The organism is Streptomyces sp. NPDC029526 (assembly GCF_040637405.1).
GTDB lineage: Bacteria > Actinomycetota > Actinomycetes > Streptomycetales > Streptomycetaceae > Streptomyces.
Genome location: NZ_JBEZWE010000006.1, coordinates 255,517 through 272,772, shown reverse-complemented (window position 1 = coordinate 272,772; position 17,256 = coordinate 255,517). Strand labels below are relative to the sequence as shown.

13 protein-coding genes are annotated in these 17,256 nt (G+C 73.6%); 8 read left to right on the top strand and 5 right to left on the bottom strand.

Features of this window, described 5'->3' with window-relative positions; all coding sequences use genetic code 11:
* Nucleotides 1-4: 4 nt before the first annotated feature.
* Entirely contained in the window at nucleotides 5-1,630 is a 1,626-nt protein-coding gene (locus AB0F01_RS17370; protein WP_362095832.1) for an ATP-binding cassette domain-containing protein, read from the bottom strand.
* A 388-nt stretch (nucleotides 1,631-2,018) separates the two neighbouring features.
* Here AB0F01_RS17370 and AB0F01_RS17365 point away from each other — a divergent pair, with 388 nt between their 5' ends.
* Nucleotides 2,019-2,714: a GPP34 family phosphoprotein gene (locus tag AB0F01_RS17365; protein ID WP_362095829.1), complete on the top strand. Its 696-nt coding sequence runs from the start codon at nucleotides 2,019-2,021 to the stop codon at nucleotides 2,712-2,714.
* Nucleotides 2,715-3,261: 547 nt separating this feature from the next.
* Here AB0F01_RS17365 and AB0F01_RS17360 read toward each other — a convergent pair.
* Entirely contained in the window at nucleotides 3,262-3,678 is a 417-nt protein-coding gene (locus AB0F01_RS17360) for an SsgA family sporulation/cell division regulator (RefSeq protein WP_362095826.1), read from the bottom strand.
* A 482-nt stretch (nucleotides 3,679-4,160) separates the two neighbouring features.
* Here AB0F01_RS17360 and AB0F01_RS17355 point away from each other — a divergent pair, with 482 nt between their 5' ends.
* Together AB0F01_RS17355 and AB0F01_RS17350 are read left to right on the top strand one after the other, a co-directional pair.
* Nucleotides 4,161-4,484 (top strand): plasmid stabilization protein, encoded by a 324-nt coding sequence (locus tag AB0F01_RS17355; RefSeq protein WP_362095824.1) that lies wholly within the window; start codon nucleotides 4,161-4,163, stop codon nucleotides 4,482-4,484.
* 126 nt (nucleotides 4,485-4,610) lie between these two features.
* Nucleotides 4,611-5,312, top strand: coding sequence for an endonuclease V (locus AB0F01_RS17350; protein WP_362095822.1), 702 nt, complete (start codon nucleotides 4,611-4,613; stop codon nucleotides 5,310-5,312).
* Nucleotides 5,313-5,518: 206 nt separating this feature from the next.
* Here AB0F01_RS17350 and AB0F01_RS17345 read toward each other — a convergent pair whose 3' ends face one another.
* Nucleotides 5,519-6,697 carry a saccharopine dehydrogenase NADP-binding domain-containing protein gene (locus AB0F01_RS17345; RefSeq protein WP_362095819.1) on the bottom strand — a complete coding sequence of 393 codons (1,179 nt, stop codon included), beginning with the start codon at nucleotides 6,695-6,697 and terminating at the stop codon, nucleotides 5,519-5,521.
* Between the two features lie 110 nt (nucleotides 6,698-6,807).
* Here AB0F01_RS17345 and AB0F01_RS17340 point away from each other — a divergent pair, with 110 nt between their 5' ends.
* From AB0F01_RS17340 to AB0F01_RS17325, 4 genes are all read left to right on the top strand, one after another.
* Complete coding sequence (locus AB0F01_RS17340) at nucleotides 6,808-7,218, top strand: MmcQ/YjbR family DNA-binding protein (RefSeq protein ID WP_362095816.1); 411 nt, start codon at nucleotides 6,808-6,810, stop codon at nucleotides 7,216-7,218.
* 109 nt (nucleotides 7,219-7,327) lie between these two features.
* Nucleotides 7,328-8,488 carry a CaiB/BaiF CoA-transferase family protein gene (locus AB0F01_RS17335; protein WP_362095813.1) on the top strand — a complete coding sequence of 387 codons (1,161 nt, stop codon included), beginning with the start codon at nucleotides 7,328-7,330 and terminating at the stop codon, nucleotides 8,486-8,488.
* A complete protein-coding gene (locus tag AB0F01_RS17330; protein ID WP_362095810.1) occupies nucleotides 8,485-9,699 on the top strand; it encodes an acetyl-CoA C-acetyltransferase in 1,215 nt (404 codons plus the stop codon). Before AB0F01_RS17335 ends, AB0F01_RS17330 begins: the two co-directional genes overlap by 4 nt.
* A 49-nt stretch (nucleotides 9,700-9,748) precedes the next feature.
* On the top strand, nucleotides 9,749-11,926 hold the full coding sequence (locus tag AB0F01_RS17325) for a 3-hydroxyacyl-CoA dehydrogenase NAD-binding domain-containing protein (protein ID WP_362095807.1): 2,178 nt from the start codon (nucleotides 9,749-9,751) through the stop codon (nucleotides 11,924-11,926).
* A gap of 108 nt (nucleotides 11,927-12,034) precedes the next feature.
* On the opposite strand, the gene AB0F01_RS17320 is transcribed toward AB0F01_RS17325, so the two are convergent.
* A complete protein-coding gene (locus tag AB0F01_RS17320; RefSeq protein WP_362095804.1) occupies nucleotides 12,035-12,775 on the bottom strand; it encodes a MerR family transcriptional regulator in 741 nt (246 codons plus the stop codon).
* A 191-nt stretch (nucleotides 12,776-12,966) separates the two neighbouring features.
* On the opposite strand from AB0F01_RS17320, the gene AB0F01_RS17315 reads away from it, so the two are divergent.
* Entirely contained in the window at nucleotides 12,967-14,691 is a 1,725-nt protein-coding gene (locus AB0F01_RS17315; protein WP_362095801.1) for a BCCT family transporter, read from the top strand.
* A gap of 81 nt (nucleotides 14,692-14,772) precedes the next feature.
* Here the strand turns inward: AB0F01_RS17315 and AB0F01_RS17310 are convergent, their stop codons facing one another.
* The gene (locus AB0F01_RS17310) at nucleotides 14,773-17,160 is read right to left on the bottom strand and encodes a Tex family protein (protein ID WP_362095799.1); all 2,388 of its coding nucleotides are present in this window, start codon (nucleotides 17,158-17,160) and stop codon (nucleotides 14,773-14,775) included.
* Nucleotides 17,161-17,256 lie beyond the last annotated feature (96 nt).

The following is a 17,256-nucleotide window of genomic DNA, read 5'->3' as shown; positions in this document are numbered from 1 at the left end:
GACGCTAGGCGGGATACCCGACAGCCTCTGACGTGATTTCCTTCAGCTCTCCCTCCTCCATCAGCATCCACCGGGTGATGCCGACCGACCTGAGGAAGCGCAGGTCGTGGCTGGCCACGATGAGCGCCCCCTCGTACGACTCCAGCGCGGTGGTGAGCTGCCGGACGCTCGCCATGTCCAGGTTGTTGGTGGGTTCGTCCAGCATCAGCAGCTGCGGCGCGGGCTCCGCGAGCATCAGTGCGGCGAGCGCGGCGCGGAACCGCTCGCCGCCGGACAGCGTGGCCGCCGGCTGGTCGGCCCGGCCGCCCCGGAACAGGAAGCGGGCGAGCCGCGCCCGGATCCGGTTGTCGGTGGCCTCGGGAGCGAACCGGGCCACGTTCTGCGCGACCGTCAGCTCCCCGTCGAGGACGTCCAGCCGCTGCGGCAGGAACCGCAGCGGGACGTGGGCCGTCGTCTCGCCCGCCACCGGGGCCAGCTCCCCGGCGACCGTGCGCAGCAGGGTCGTCTTGCCCGCCCCGTTGCGCCCGACCAGCGCGACCCGCTCCGGACCGCGCAGCTGGACCTCGCCCCTCACCCGGGAGCCGTACGCCAGCTCCAGGTCCCGCAGGGTCAGCACGGTGCGCCCCGGCGGGACCGCCGTGTACGGCAGCTCCACCCGGATCTCGTCGTCGTCCCGCACGGCCTCCGCCGCCTCGTCGAGGCGCTCCTTCGCCTGGGCCAGCCGCTCCTCGTGCAGGATCCGGTGCTTGCCCGCCGACTCCTGCGCCGCCCGCTTGCGGGCCCCCATCACGATCTTCGGCTCGCGCTTGGTGTCCCACATCTTCTGCCCGTACCGTTTGCGGCGGGCCAGTTTGACCTGGGCGTCGGCCAGTTCGCGCTTCTGCTTGCGCACGTCCGACTCGGCGACCCGCATCATCCGTTCGGCCGCCTCCTGCTCCACGGCCAGGGCTTCCTGGTAGGCGGCGTGGTTGCCGCCGTACCAGACGATCCGGCCGGAGCGCAGATCGGCGATCTGGTCGACCAGTTCCAGCAGTTCGCGGTCGTGGCTGACCACGACCATGACCCCGGACCAGTCCCGCACCGCCCGGTACAGCCGTCTGCGGGCGTACAGGTCCAGGTTGTTCGTGGGCTCGTCCAGCAGCAGCACGTCCGGCCGGCGCAGCAGCAGCGCGGCCAGCCGCAGCAGCACCGACTCGCCGCCGGACACCTCGCCGACGGTCCGGTCCAGGCCGAGGTGCCCCAGGCCCAGCTCGCCGAGGGTCGCCAGGGCACGCTCCTCCACGTCCCAGTCGTCGCCGACGGTCTCGAAGTGCTCCTCGGCGGCGTCACCGGCCTCGATCGCGTGCAGCGCGGCCCGGCGCGCGGCGACACCGAGGGCCTCGTCGACGCGGAGCGTCGTGTCGAGGGTGACGTTCTGCGGCAGATGGCCCACCTCGCCGACGGCCCGGACGGCGCCGCCGACGGGTGCCAGTTCGCCGGCCATCAGCTTCAACAGGGTGGACTTGCCGGACCCGTTGACGCCGACGAGCCCGGTGCGGCCGGGGCCGAAGGCGGCGTCCAGCCCGTCGAAGACCGGGGTGCCGTCGGGCCACGAGTAGGACAGGGAGGTGAGAGTGAGAGAAGAAGACATACGGGTCTCCGGGGTTGCTCGATGCGGTCGGGGGCACACGCGTATCGAGACACCGCGGGGCGACGACCGGAAGCACCGGACACCCGGGAGGAAGGACGGGCCGAGAAGGACAACCCGGTTCCCTGGGGACGGCTCGAACGCCGAGGTCGCACGCAGCGCACACCCGCACGGGGTGTGACGCGGTGTCCCAGAACCTCAGACGAGCAACGTCCCTCTCCCTTCGACGGCAACAGATCCACGTCACACCGTAGGAACGGCCGTGGCGGCCGTCAACGCGTTTTCCGCCGCCGTCCCGCTGAGCCCGTCCCCCTGTGCCACCGTCCCCGTGTCCCCCCGTCCCCCTGTCCCTCCGTCCGAGTGCCCCGACCCGTCCGTCCGAGGAGGCCCCGTGCCCAACGGTCCGCTCACGTTGCCGGCCCGGCTGTTCCTGCTGGCCTGGGACACCGACCGGCTCACCGTCGACGAACCGGCCCGCCTGCCGCCCCTGGTCCGGGCCGGCGCCCTCGCGGAGCTGGCCCGGCGCGGACTGCTGGTCGACGACGACGGCATCGTCACGCCCGTCGGCCTGGACGCCCGCACGGGTGACGCCGTGCTCGACGGGCTCCTGGAAGTGGTCAGCGAGTCCTGCCCGCACCGGTGGAAGACCTGGGTGACGCTCAGGGCCCGCCACACCTGCGACGCGGTGCGCGAGCAACTGGTGGCCGAGGGCCTGCTGAGGGCCCGGCGGCGACGAGTGCTGGGGGTCTTCCCGTCGGTCGAGTACGCCCTCGCCGGCGTCGCCCGCGCCGCCGCCCTGCAGGAACGGGTCCGGACCGTGCTCGACGGCCGGGAACCGGCGGGGGACACCTCGCCCGCGGACGCGGTCGCCGCCCTCCTGGGCGCCGCGGCCGGGCTGCCTACGCTGCGGACCGCCGGCGACCGGGCCGGCCGGGAGCGGCGGGTGGAGGAGCTGCTGGCCGGGCTGACCGCACCGGGGGCCGCTCAGGCGGGCACCGGGACGGGCCCGGCCCTCGGGGAGATCGTGCGCGCACTGCGGTCGGCGGCCTCCACGGCCCCCGCCCCCTCCCTCAGCACAGGACGCTGACGCCGCGCGTCCCGGGAGGCGGACGCCCTCGCGCACCGGGGAGCCACGGGGCCGCCCGGCGTGCGGTGGCGGTGAGGCACCCTTTGCCTCGGCCGCCGTCTACCGGGGCCGTTGTGCGCCGGGTAGCTGTCCGTCGGGGCCGTCGTTCGCCGGGGCGTCCGTCCGCCCTCGCCTCGGGGCCGCCATCAGCCATCCATCGGGGCGGCCCTCCGCCGACGGTCGCCGGGGAGGTCACCGCCGGGACGTACGGCTTCCGCCCGCCACCTGTCACCCGGACGCATCCGCCGGGCACCCGGACCGCCACCCGGGCTCGGGCTCACGCCCAGCCGCCGGGCCCCACCCGAGCCGCCGGGCTCCGCGCGGCCGGCCGTCCGTCCGTCGCTACGGCGAGCACGGCGTAACGGCGAACCGCAGCCGTGCGCACCACGGTGCGCACCGCCGTGTGCGCGGTGGTGCACTTCCGGCCGCGGGACAGGACCGCCGCGAGGCTCGCGCCCCGGCCGCCTCCCGCCGGGCCGCCCTGGCTCCCGGTTCCGCGAGCTGCGCCTCAGCAGGCGTCGCGCATCAGTTCCGCGAGGCCGTGGTCCAGGTCGAGCTGGAGGTGCTCCCGGCCGGCCGGCACGAGTTCGCTCGTGGCCTGCAGGAACCGCCGCACGTCACCCGAGCGCACGTGCACCACGGCGGTGCCCTCCGGGGCGTGGAACTCCAGCACCGTGCGGTCGTAGCCGTAGGGCCGTACCCGGACGTCCCCGTGACCCTCCGGGCCCTGGAGCCCCGCGGCGAGGAGCTCGCGGGAGAAGGTCCAGCACACGTCGACGCCTTCCAGCGTGGCGGGCGCCGGGAAGGTCATCCGGACGGCGAACGGGTCGCTGCGGTCGTAGTGCAGCATGGCGGGGATGTTCGGCATCCGTGGCGCGGCGGCGACGAGTCGGGCCTCGACGGGTTGCTCGATGACGGTGGACAACGCCTTGCTCCCTCGTGACGGCTGGGCGGGCTTCCGGGGCGGATCGGGCCGGCTACTGGAAGAGACGACGGAATCAGCCAATCCGTGCACACCGGAACCGAGTGACCTCTGTCACCGCCTTCATGCACTCGAGTGACACGGCTCTCGCCCGGCGGGCGAGCACGCCCCACGCCGTACGTCCGCCGGAGGTCCTCCTGGAACCGTCAGCCCACCTCCGGCCCGCCGCTCCGTGCTGAACGCACCGGCGGTGACACCGCCACGGAGCCGGACAGCCGTGACCCGGGCGGAGCGGGGTACCCGTGGCCCGAGAACCAGAAGGCCCCGATGGGCCCGATGGACCCGACGGGCCCCGCCGGGATCCGTAGGGATTCGACGGGACCTGGACGGATCCGAGGGGATTCGACGGAGGGTCGCACAAGGGTCCGAAGAAGCCGGACGGGACTCGAAGGGGCCCGGAAGGACCCGGAAGGAAGGGAGCGGAGATGCCACGCGGTTCCAGCCCCAAGCGGGAGCGCCAGTACGAGCACATCAAGGAGAGCGCGGAGGACCGGGGCGAGAGCACCGGCCGCGCCAAGGAGATCGCCGCGCGGACGGTCAACAAGGAACGCGCCCGCTCCGGCGAGTCGAAGACCGCCAGCCGCACCTCCACCGAGGACATGTCGTCCGGCAAGCGGGGTGGTCAGCGTTCCGGGAAGGGCTCCCAGGGCCCCACCTACGACCAGCTGTACGAGGAGGCCAAGCGGCGCAACGTGGAAGGCCGTTCGAGCATGAACAAGAGCCAGTTGCAGCGGGCCCTCGACAAGTGACCCCTCAAGCCGGCCCTCGACCAGTGAGCCCCGGGCCGACGGTCGGCAGGTGACCCCGCGGCGGGGTGCCCGGAGCCCTCCGGGCACCCCCGCCGCGTGCGGGCGACGGTCTAGGCTGACGCCATCATGACGACGGTTCACCTCCCGCCCGGCTGGCCCACCACCGAGGACGAGGCGCGCGCGGTCCAGGACGCGCTGCGCACGCGGGTGGTGCGCGACGAGCCGGGCCCGCCGCCCGGCACCGGCCGGGTCACCGGGGTGGACGTGGCCTACGACGACGCCCGGGACGTGGTCGCGGCGGCGGCCGTGGTCCTGGACGCCGCGACCCTCGACGTCGTCGCCGAGGCCACGGCCGTCGGCCAGGTCGCCTTCCCCTACGTTCCCGGCCTCCTGGCCTTCCGTGAACTCCCCGCGGTCCTCGCCGCGTTGGACGCCCTGCCCGTTCCGCCCGGCCTGGTGGTGTGCGACGGCTACGGCCTCGCCCACCCCCGCCGCTTCGGTCTCGCCGCCCACCTGGGCGTACTCACCGGGCTGCCGGCCATCGGCGTCGCGAAGAACCCGTTCACCTTCACCCACGCCGACCCGGCCGCCCCGCGCGGCAGCAGCAGCCCGCTGCTCGACGGTGCCGAGGAGGTGGGCCGCGCCCTGCGCACCCGGGACGGTGTCAAACCGGTCTACGTCTCGGTCGGCCACCGGGTGGACCTGGACAACGCCTGCGCCCACACCCTGGCGCTGACCCCCGCCTACCGTCTCCCGGAGACCACCCGGCGGGCGGACGCCCTGTGCCGCCGGGCGCTGGCACGGGCGCGGGACACCGCGGGCGCGTAGCGTTCCGGCCGGCGGCGGACCCCGGTGCGCGACCGCGGACGGGTGATCCGAGGCCGCCCTGCCGCCGGGGAGGGGACGATGCGGGGTGCATGGGGGCCGAGGGCGGTCGCCGCACGGTGGCGTCCCGCGCCGGCCTCTCCGCCTCAGCGTGTGTCGGCGGACGAGGCGGTCGCCCCACGGTGGCGTCCCGCGCCGCCCCTCCGTCGTCAGCGTGTGTCGGCGACGCGGAAGCGGATGCCCGCCGCGGTCAGCCGCTCGATCAGCGCGTCGCCCATCGCCACGGCTGTCGTGACCTGCCCCGACGTGGGCGGCAGGTCGTCCAGGGCCAGGCTGAGCGCGCCCTCGGCGAGCATCTTCGCCGTCTCGTCGTAGCCCGGGTCGCCGCCCGACACCTCCGTGCAGACCCGCCGTCCGCCGCCCTCGCCGACGAAGCGGACGCGGAACCAGCTGCGGGCCCGCTTCCGCTCGCTCGGCCCGTCGCCCGGTGCGAGCCGGGCGGACAGCAGCCGCCGCGCCGGCGCCACCTGGGCCGCCGCGGCCAGCGCGCCCACCGCCGCCACCCCGCCCAGCGCGACGGGCAGGTGCCGCACCGCCGCGTAGTGCCGGTAGCGGAAGTCGGGGCCGTAGACGCCGAGGGCCTTGGCCGAACGGCGGACGACCTGGGCGTCGATGGTGGGCAGCGGCAGCGCCCACGCGTCCACCTCCGGGGCGTAGCGCGGCCCACCGGTGGGGGCGGACACCCGGCGGTCCACCAGGCGGGGCTCGTGGCGCCGCCGGTCCCGGGCCGCCGCCCGCAGCTGCCGGTGCCGGGACATCTGGTGGAGGGCGGAGGCGAAGGTGCCGCCGGAGAAGGCCGCGTCGGCGGTCACGAAGCCGTCGACGGTCAGCGGCACTCCCTGCGGCAGCCGGCGCACGGTGAAGTACGCCCCCAGGTCGTGCGGCACGGAGTCGAAGCCGCAGGCGTGCACCAGCCGGGCCCCGGTCTCCCGCGCCCGCGTGTCGTACCGCACGTACATCAGGTCCACGAACTCGGGCTCACCGGTCAGGTCGACGTAGTCGGTGCCCAGGTCCGCGCAGGCGGCGACCAGTTCCTCGCCGTACCGGATGTAGGGGCCGACCGTGGTGGCGACCACGTGCGCCTGCTCGGCGAGCGCGCGCAGCGACGCCGGATCGGACACGTCGGCCCGCAGCAGTCCGGGACGGGCGGCACCGGGCAGGCCGTCCCGCAGGCGTTCCAGCTTCTCCTCGCTGCGGCCGGCGACGGCCCAGCGCAGCCCGTCGGGGGCGTGGGCGGCGAGGTACTCCGCGGTCAGTCTCCCGACGAAGCCGGTGGCCCCGAAGAGGACGATGTCGTACGGACGGTCGGTCCTGTTCAGCCTGCTCATGACACCCCTTGGTCGTGCAGCACACCCCTTGCCCGTGCAGCCGCGCCGCTGTCGGTGGCCGAGGCTAGCGTGTGGAGGGCGGAAGACGAGGACGAGCCCGGAGGAAGCCGATGGCCGTGTCCAGGAACGCCCTGAAGAAGTGGGACAAGGTGCGCGCGTACGCCCTGGGGCTGCCGGAGGCGGCCGAGGAGCACCCGTGGGGGGAGAGCGTCGCCAAGGTCAACAAGAAGGTGTTCGTCTTCCTCGGCGTGAACGACGGCAGCCACCCCTTCGGCGTGACCGTGAAGCTGACCGACGAGACGGCCCACGCGCACGCCCTGGCCTGCCCCGGCGCCGAGCCGGCCGGCTACGGCCTGGGCCGGTCCGGCTGGGTCCGGGTGCCGCTGGAGCCGGTGGGCGCCCCGTCGGCGGAGGTGCTCTGCGACTGGGTGGAGGAGAGCTACCGCACCATCGCGCCGAAGCGCCTGGCCGCGCTCCTGGACGACGGCCGGGCCGGGCGCGGGGGCGCTGCCCCGGCGTAGAGTTTCTAAGCGCTTGCTCGTCCGGTCTTGTGCCGGGTGGAACGTGTTCTTAACATCACGGGTGTCACATCGGTCGTGTCATGGACGGCCACGGACTGCTGGGGGCTCGATGACGGAGGCGACGACGCCGGGGCACGGCCCGCTCAGCGGGGTGCGCGTGGTCGAACTGGCCGGCATCGGTCCCGGGCCCTTCGCCGCCATGCTCCTCGCCGACCTGGGGGCCGACGTCGTCCGCGTGGACCGGCCCGGCGGCCCCGGCCTGGGCATCGACCCGGCGTACGACGTCACCAACCGCAACAAGCGCTCCGTCATCGTCGACCTGAAGGCCCCCGACGGGCCCGGCCGGGTGCTCGACCTGGCCGCCCGCGCCGACATCCTCATCGAGGGCTTCCGCCCCGGGGTCGCCGAACGCCTCGGCGTCGGCCCCGCCGACTGCCACGCCCGCAACCCGCGCCTGGTCTACGGCCGGATGACCGGCTGGGGTCAGGACGGCCCCCTCGCCGACCGCGCGGGCCACGACATCGCCTACATCGCCCTCACCGGCACGCTCGGCATGACCGGCGACCCCGACCGGCCCCCGTCCGCCCCCGCCAACCTGCTCGGCGACTACGCGGGCGGCTCCCTCTACCTGGCCCTCGGCGTCCTCGCGGCCCTGCACCACGCGCGGGCCACCGGCAGCGGCCAGGTCGTCGACGCCGCCATCGTCGACGGCACCGCCCACCTCTCCTCGATGATCCACGGCATGCTGGCCGCCGGAGCCTGGCAGGACCGGCGCGGCGCCAACCTCCTCGACGGCGGCTGCCCGTACTACGGCACCTACGAGACCGCCGACGGCCGGCACATGGCGGTCGGCGCGCTGGAACCGCGGTTCTACGCCGAGTTCCTGCGCCTCCTCGGCGTCGACGACGAGCCCGGGGCACGGACCGACCCCACCCGCTGGCCCGCCCTGCGCGAGCGGGTCGCCGCCCGCTTCCGGACGCGCACCCGCGAGGAGTGGACGGCCGTCTTCGGGGGCTCCGACGCCTGCGTCGCGCCCGTCCTCTCCCTCACCGAAGCCCCCCGCCACCCGCACCTGGCGGCCCGCGGCACCTTCACCGACAGCGGGGGCCTCACCCAGCCCGCACCGGCACCGCGGTTCTCCGCCACCCCCACCACCGTCCGCACCGGGCCCGCCCGGCCGGGCGCCGACACCGAGGGCGTGGCCCACGACTGGGACGTCCCCCGACTGCTGCCCCCGCCCTCGAACCCTCAGCGAAAGGCCTCCCCGTGAGCACCGAAGCGTACGTCTACGACGCGATCCGCACTCCGCGCGGACGCGGCAAGGCAAGCGGCGCCCTGCACGGCACCAAGCCCATCGACCTGGTCGTGGGGCTGATCCACGAGCTCCGTGACCGCTTCCCGGGCCTGGACCCGGCCGCCGTCGACGACATCGTCCTCGGTGTGGTCAGCCCGGTCGGCGACCAGGGCTCCGACATCGCCCGTACCGCGGCCATCGCCGCCGGACTGCCCGACACGGTCGCCGGCGTGCAGGAGAACCGCTTCTGTGCCTCCGGTCTGGAGGCGGTCAACCTGGCCGCCGCCAAGGTCCGTTCCGGCTGGGAGGACCTGGTCCTCGCGGGCGGCGTCGAGTCCATGTCCCGGGTGCCGATGGCCTCCGACGGCGGTGCCTGGTTCAACGACCCGATGACCAACTTCGCCGTCAACTTCGTCCCGCAGGGCATCGGCGCCGACCTGATCGCCACTATCGAGGGCTTCTCCCGGCGCGACGTCGACGAGTACGCGGCCCTCTCCCAGGAGCGCGCGGCGACCGCCTGGAAGGAGAACCGCTTCGCGCGGTCCGTCGTCCCCGTCCGGGACCGCAGCGGCCTGGTCGTCCTCGACCACGACGAGCACCTGCGCCCCGGCACCACCGCCGACTCCCTCGCCCAGCTCAAGCCGTCCTTCGCGGACATCGGCGACCTGGGCGGCTTCGACGCGGTCGCGCTGCAGAAGTACCACTGGGTGGAGAGGATCGACCACGTCCACCACGCGGGCAACTCCTCCGGCATCGTCGACGGCGCCGCCCTCGTCGCCATCGGCTCCAAGGAGGCCGGGGAGCGGGCCGGGCTCACGCCCCGCGCCCGCATCGTCTCCGCCGCCGTGTCCGGCTCCGAGCCCACCATCATGCTGACCGGGCCCGCGCCGGCCACCCGCAAGGCGCTGGCCAAGGCGGGGCTGACCATCGACGACATCGACCTGGTGGAGATCAACGAGGCGTTCGCGGCGGTGGTGCTGCGCTTCGTGAAGGACATGGGCCTGTCGCTGGACAAGGTCAACGTCAACGGCGGCGCCATCGCGCTGGGTCACCCGCTGGGCGCGACCGGCGCGATGATCCTCGGCACCCTCGTCGACGAACTGGAGCGCCAGGACAAGCGCTACGGACTGGCCACCCTGTGCGTCGGCGGCGGCATGGGCATCGCCACCGTCGTCGAACGCCTCTGACCCCCAGCGCCCGCCCGCGCCCTCCTACGCAGACCCCGGAGACCCCCTCATGACCCCGAGCACCACCATCCGCTGGGAACAGGACCGCAGCGGTGTCGTCACCCTCGTCCTCGACGACCCCGACCAGTCCGCGAACACCATGAACCAGGCGTTCCGCGACTCCCTCGCCGTGATCACCGACCGCCTGGAGGCCGAGAAGGACTCCCTCCGCGGCGTCATCCTCACCTCCGCCAAGAAGACCTTCTTCGCCGGCGGCGACCTGCGCGACCTGATCCGGGTCACCCCCGAGAGGGCGCAGGAGCTGTTCGACAGCAGCATGGCCATCAAGCGGCAGCTGCGCCGCATCGAGACCCTCGGCAAGCCCGTCGTCGCCGCCCTCAACGGAGCAGCCCTCGGCGGCGGTTACGAGATCGCCCTGGCCTGCCACCACCGCATCGCGCTCGACGCCCCCGGCTCCCGGATCGGCTGCCCCGAGGTCACCCTCGGCCTGCTCCCCGGGGGCGGCGGCATCGTCCGCACCGTGCGCATGCTCGGCATCGCCGACGCCCTGCTCAAGGTCCTCCTCCAGGGCACCCAGTACAGCCCCCGGCGCGCCCTGGAGAACGGCCTGGTCGACGACGTCGCCGAGACCCCCGAGGAACTCCTCGCCAAGGCCCGCGCCTTCATCGACGCCCACCCCGAGTCCGCCCAGCCCTGGGACCGGCCCGGCCACCGCATCCCCGGCGGCACCCCGTCGAACCCGAAGTTCGCCGCCAACCTGCCCGCCTTCCCCGCCACCCTGCGCAAGCAGACCAACGGCGCCCCCTACCCGGCGCCGCGCAACATCCTCGCCGCCGCCGTCGAGGGCGCCCAGGTCGACTTCGAGACCGCCCAGGCCATCGAGTCCCGCTACTTCGTCGACCTGGCCGTGGGACAGACCGCGAAGAACATGATCCAGGCGTTCTTCTTCGACCTCCAGGCCGTCAACTCCGGCGCCAACCGCCCGAGCGGCATCGAGTCCCGCCCGGTGCGCCGGGTCGCCGTCCTCGGCGCCGGGATGATGGGCGCCGGCATCGCCTACTCCTGCGCCCGCGCCGGCATCGACGTCGTCCTCAAGGACGTCTCCCTGGAGGCGGCCGTCAAGGGCAAGGGCTACTCCGAGAAGCTCTGCGCCAAGGCCGTCGCCAAGGGCCGCACCAGCCAGGAGAAGGCGGACGCCCTGCTCGCCCGCATCACCCCCACCGCCGAGGCGGCCGACCTGGCCGGCTGCGACGCGGTGATCGAGGCGGTCTTCGAGGACACCGCCCTCAAGCACAAGGTGTTCCAGGAGATCCAGGACGTCGTCGCCCCCGACGCCCTGCTCTGCTCCAACACCTCCACGCTGCCCATCACCGCCCTCGCCGAGGGCGTCGAGCGCCAGGACGACTTCATCGGCCTGCACTTCTTCTCACCCGTCGACAAGATGCCGCTGGTCGAGATCATCAAGGGCGAACGCACCGGCGACGAGGCGCTGGCCCGCGCCTTCGACCTGGTCCGGCAGATCCGCAAGACCCCCATCGTGGTCAACGACTCGCGGGGCTTCTTCACCTCCCGGGTCATCGGCCACTTCATCGACGAGGGCGTCGCCATGGTCGGCGAGGGCATCGAACCCGCCTCCGTCGAGCAGGCCGCCGCCCAGGCCGGCTACCCCGCCAAGGTGCTCTCCCTGATGGACGAGCTGACCCTCACCCTCCCGCGCAGGATCCGCCAGGAGACCCGGCGGGCCGTCGAGGAGGCCGGCGGCACCTGGACCCCGCACCCCGCCGAGACCGTCGTCGACCGCATGGTGGACGAGTTCGGGCGCACCGGGCGCAGCGGGGGCGCCGGCTTCTACGAGTACGGCGAGGACGGCCGGCGCGGAGCGCTGTGGCCGGGCCTGCGCGAGCACTTCACCCGCCCGGGGCACGAGATCCCCTTCCGGGACATGCAGGAACGCATGCTGTTCGCCGAGGCGCTGGACACCGTGCGGCTGCTGGAGGAGGGCGTGCTGACCTCCGTCGCCGACGCCAACATCGGTTCGATCCTGGGCATCGGCTTCCCGGGCTGGACCGGCGGCGTGCTCCAGTACGTCAACGGCTACGAAGGCGGGCTGCCCGGCTTCGTGGCCCGCGCCCGGGAGCTCGCCGACCGCTACGGCGAGCGCTTCACCCCGCCGGCGCTGCTGGTGGAGAAGGCCGAGCGCGGCGAGGTGTTCACGGACGCCCGCTGAGCCGGCCCGGCACCTCACGTCCCCGCGGTCCCCGTACCGACGCGCACGCCGGTACGGGGACGTGGCCGTCGGGGTGAGCGGGCCCGCGGTCCCCGCCCGGCCGCGCCGTCAGCCCTCGTCGATCCACTCCCGCAGCTCCTCCCGCAGGGACCGCTGGAAGGAGGTCAGCAGGGCCTGCACCACGAGCGGGTGCATGTGGGCGGACAGGGACCGCACGTCCCGCGCCTCCCGCTCGGCGACCGCGTCCCGCAGCAGCCCCGACAGTGCGCGGGCGGCGGCGCGGGAGTGCTCCACGAGCACGGCGCGGGCCTCCCGGACCGTCTCCTCCGCCAGCGGCACGTCCAGCAGCTCCACGCCGAGCCGCAGCAGACCGGTGTCCACCCGGAAGGCGTCGCCGTCCGGTTCGGCCACCCCCACCGCCGCCAGGCGCCGCACGTCCTCGTCCGACAGCGCGCGCCCCGCACGCCGTTCCAGCTCCGCCCGGGACACCGTCTCCACCGCGTCCGGCGCCCAGGACGCCACCACCGCCCGCTGCAGCGACAATTCCCGCGCGCTCAGGTCCGCCGGCAGCCGGCTCAGGTACCGCTCGATGGCCGCCAGCGTCATGCCCTGGCGCTGCAACTCCTCGATGAGCGCCAGCCGCGCCAGGTGTTCGCCGCCGTACCGGCCCACCCGGCGCGGCCCGATCGCGGGCGGCGGCAGCAGGCCCCGGGTGCCGTAGAAGCGGACCGTGCGCACGGTCACGCCCGCCCGCGCCGCCAGTTCGTCGACCGTCAGGGCCGGTTCCTCGCTGTCCGGGCCCGGGGCCGCTGCGGCACCCCTGCGGGGCCCCTCGGTGTCGGTCGTCATGGGCAGCAGTATCGCCGTCCCGCGCCCACCGGGGCACCCGGGGCACCCGGCCCGAGGGGGGCCCGAGTGCCGCCCGTGCCCACAGTGAGACCGAAGCGTGCTGTGGATGAGGTGAATATCGCGTCGGGAGTGGTAGGGGCATGGCGGGAGGGGCATACGCTGCCCCATCGGCTGGATGAAAGGTGCCGCCTGTGACGCACGACCAACAGAAGGACAAGGAGACCCCGGCCGGTCCGCTGCTGCCGGGATCGGAGGCGGGACTGCCCGGCAGGGGGCGACCGCGGACCGACCGGGTCGTGTTCGGGGTCACCGCGGTGCTCACCCTGGCGTTCGTCGTCTGGGGCGCGGTGTGGACCGACTCCCTCCAGGACGTCTCCGGCAGCGCGCTGAGCGGGCTGATGCACAACGGCGGCTGGGCCTTCATGCTGGCCGCGTCCGGCTTCGTCGTGTTCGCCCTGTGGCTCGCGGCGAGCCGTTACGGCAGGATCCGCCTGGGTGCGGAGGGCGAGGAACCCGAGTTCCGCACCGTTTCCTGGGTCGCCATGATGTTCAGCGCGGGCATGGGCATCGGCCTGATGTTCTACGGCGTCAGCGAGCCGCTGGCGCACTACGTGGACCCCCCGCCGGGCACCGGTCCGGCCGACTCCGGCCAGCGCATGGAGGTCGCCATGGCGACCACCCTGTTCCACTGGACGCTCCACCCCTGGGCGATCTACGCCGTGGTCGGACTGGCCATCGCCTACAGCACCTTCCGCCGGCGCCGCCGGCAGACCATCAGCGCCGTGTTCACGCCGCTGATCGGGGAGAAGGCGTCGAACGGCGTCGGCGGCCGGGTCATCGACATGCTCGCCATCATCGCCACCATCTTCGGTTCGGCGGCCTCGCTCGGGCTGGGCGCGCTGCAGATCGGATCCGGTGTGCAGGAACTCGGGTGGATGGAGAAGGTCAGCACGGGGCTGCTGGTCAGCATCATCGCCGTGCTGACCGCCGCCTTCGTCGCGTCCGCGGTCTCCGGCGTCGAGAAGGGCATCCAGTGGCTGTCCAACACCAACATGGTGCTGGCCCTGGTGCTCGCCCTGTTCGTGTTCGCCGCCGGGCCCACGATCATCGTGCTCGACCTGATCCCCACCTCCGTCTTCTCCTACCTGGGCGAGCTGCCCCAGCTGGCCGGCCGCACCGAGGCCGCCGGCGGAGACGGCGTCGCGGACTGGCTGGGCAGCTGGACCGTCTTCTACTGGGCGTGGTGGATCTCCTGGACGCCCTTCGTCGGCATGTTCATCGCCCGCATCAGCCGGGGCCGGACGATCCGTCAGTTCGTCGGCGGCGTCATCCTGGTGCCCAGCACCGTCAGTCTCATCTGGTTCGCGGTCTTCGGCGGCTCGGCGATGAAGCTGCAGGAGCAGGGCCGGCTCGCGGACGAATCGACGCCCGAGGGCCAGCTGTTCGCGGTGCTCAACGAGTTCCCGATCGCCACCGCCGCCAGCCTGCTGGTGATGATCCTCGTCGGCATCTTCTTCGTGTCGGGCGCCGACGCCGCCTCGGTGGTCATGGGCACCCTCTCGCAGCGCGGCTCCCTCGAACCGAGCCGCCTGGTCGTGGTGTTCTGGGGCGTGGCCACCGGTGCGGTCGCCGCGATCATGCTGCTGGTGGGCAGCGGTCAGGGCGACGCGCTGACCGGTCTGCAGAACCTCACCATCCTCGCGGCGGCACCGTTCGTGGTCGTCATGATCTTCATGTGCGTGGCCCTCATGCGCGACCTGCGCCGCGACCCGCTCATCGTGCGCGGCGAGATGGGTTCCGAGGCGGTCGACCTGGCCGTCATCGAGGGGCACCGCAAGTACGACGGCGAGTTCGAACTCCGCATCGGCCCCGGCCGCGGCACCGACGTGGAGGGCGACCCCATCGGCAAGCACTGACCGAGCAGGCGAGAGGCCCCGGGGGGCGGCGCACCGCGCCGCCCCCCGGGGCCTTTCCGCCGCGACCGCCCGGCGGACGCGTCAGCGGCCGCCCCGCTTCGGGTCGACGAGACCCGCGCGGCGCAGGGCGTCGGCCATCGCGCTGTTCGCCGGCGGCGTCGCCTGATGACGTCCGCCGCCCCCGCCTCCGCCTCCGCCACCGCGGCGGCCCTGGCGCTGCTGCGGCGGACGCCCGCCGCGCTGCCGGCGCTCACCGCCGCCCTGCCGCTCCTGCTGTCCCTGAGGCGCCGCCTCGTCGTCCAGGCGCAGCGTCAGCGAGATCCGCTTGCGCGGGATGTCCACGTCGAGGACCTTCACCTTGACGATGTCACCCGGCTTCACCACGTCCCGGGGGTCCTTGACGAACGTCTTCGACATCGCGGAGACGTGCACCAGGCCGTCCTGGTGGACCCCGACGTCCACGAAGGCGCCGAAGGCGGCCACGTTGGTCACCACGCCCTCCAGGACCATCCCGGAGGACAGGTCGGAGATCTTCTCCACGCCCTCCTTGAACGCCGCCGTCCGGAACGCCGGACGCGGGTCGCGCCCCGGCTTCTCCAGCTCCTTCAGGATGTCGCCGACGGTCGGCAGACCGAACGTCTCGTCCACGAAGTCCTCGGCGCGCAGCGAGCGCAGCACCCCCGTGTTGCCGACGAGCGAGCCGACCTCCTGGCCGGTCGCCCGCACCATGCGCCGCACCACCGGATACGCCTCCGGGTGCACGCTGGAGGCGTCCAGCGGGTCCTCACCGCCGCGGATCCGCAGGAAGCCCGCGCACTGCTCGTACGCCTTCGGACCCAGCCGCGGCACCTTCTTCAGCTCGGCGCGCGAACGGAACGGGCCGTTGCCGTCCCGGTGGGCGACGATGTTCTCGGCGAGCCCGGACGTGATGCCCGAGACCCGGGCGAGCAGCGGAGCCGACGCCGTGTTGACGTCCACGCCCACGCCGTTCACGCAGTCCTCCACCACCGCGTCCAGCGAGCGCGACAGCTTCACCTCGGACAGGTCGTGCTGGTACTGGCCGACCCCGATCGACTTCGGGTCGATCTTCACCAGCTCGGCCAGCGGGTCCTGCAGCCGCCGCGCGATCGACACCGCGCCGCGCAGGGACACGTCCATGTCCGGCAGTTCCTGCGAGGCGAAGGCGGAGGCGGAGTACACCGACGCCCCGGCCTCCGACACCATCACCTTCGTCAGCTTCAACTCGGGGTGCTTGGCGATGAGTTCACCGGCCAGCTTGTCGGTCTCCCGGGAGGCGGTGCCGTTGCCGATCGCGATCAGCTCGACCGCGTGCTCCTTCGCCAGCCGCGCCAGTCTCGCGATCGCCTCGTCCCACCGGTTCGCCGGGACGTGCGGGTGGATGACGTCGGTGGCCACGACCTTGCCGGTCGCGTCGACCACGGCGACCTTCACGCCTGTACGGAAACCGGGGTCCAGGCCGAGCGTCGCCCGGGTGCCCGCCGGGGCGGCCAGCAGCAGGTCGCGCAGGTTGGCGGCGAAGACCCGCACCGCCTCGTCCTCGGCGGCCGTGCGCAGCCGGAGCCGGATGTCGATGCCGAGGTGCACCAGGATCCGGGTGCGCCAGGCCCAGCGGACCGTGTCCAGCAGCCACCTGTCGCCCGGGCGCCCCCGGTCGGCGATGCCGAACCGGTGCGCCACGACGCCCTCGTAGGAGGATGGGCCGTCCGTGGGCTCCTCCGGCTCCAGGACGAGGTCCAGGACCTCCTCCTTCTCGCCGCGCAGCATCGCCAGGACCCGGTGCGAGGGCAGGTCGGTGAACGGCTCGGCGAAGTCGAAGTAGTCGGCGAACTTGGCGCCCGCCTCCTCCTTGCCCTCCCGCACCTTGGCGGACAGCCGTCCGCGCACCCACATGCGTTCACGCAGCTCGCCGATCAGGTCGGCGTCCTCGGAGAACTTCTCGGTGAGGATCGCCCGCGCGCCGTCCAGCGCGGCCTGCGGATCGGCGACGCCCTTGTCCGCGTCCACGAACGCGGCGGCCGCGGCCAGGGGTTCGACGCCCGGGTCGCCGAGCAGTCCGGCCGCCAGCGGCTCCAGCCCGGCCTCCCGGGCGATCTGCGCCTTGGTGCGCCGCTTGGGCTTGTACGGCAGGTAGACGTCCTCCAAGCGCGCCTTCGTCTCGGCGCCCCGGATACGGGCCTCCAGCTCCTCGGTGAGCTTGCCCTGCTCGCGCACCGACTCCAAGATCGCGGTGCGCCGCTCCTCCAGCTCCCTCAGATAGCGCAGCCGCTCCTCGACGGCACGCAGCTGCGCGTCGTCGAGCATCTCGGTCGCTTCCTTGCGGTAGCGGGCGATGAAGGGCACCGTCGAACCGCCGTCGAGCAGCTCCACAGCGGCTCTGACCTGCCGTTCCCGTACGCCGAGCTCCTCGGCGATCCTGCCTTCGATGGACCCTGTGGGGGGTGTCGTCACGATCCCGTACCGCCTTATCCGTTCCGGCTTGCGCGGCAATTCTGACAGGCCGCACGGACAGTCGCGGGACCAGGGAGCCCCGAGTCCCCGGGCGGC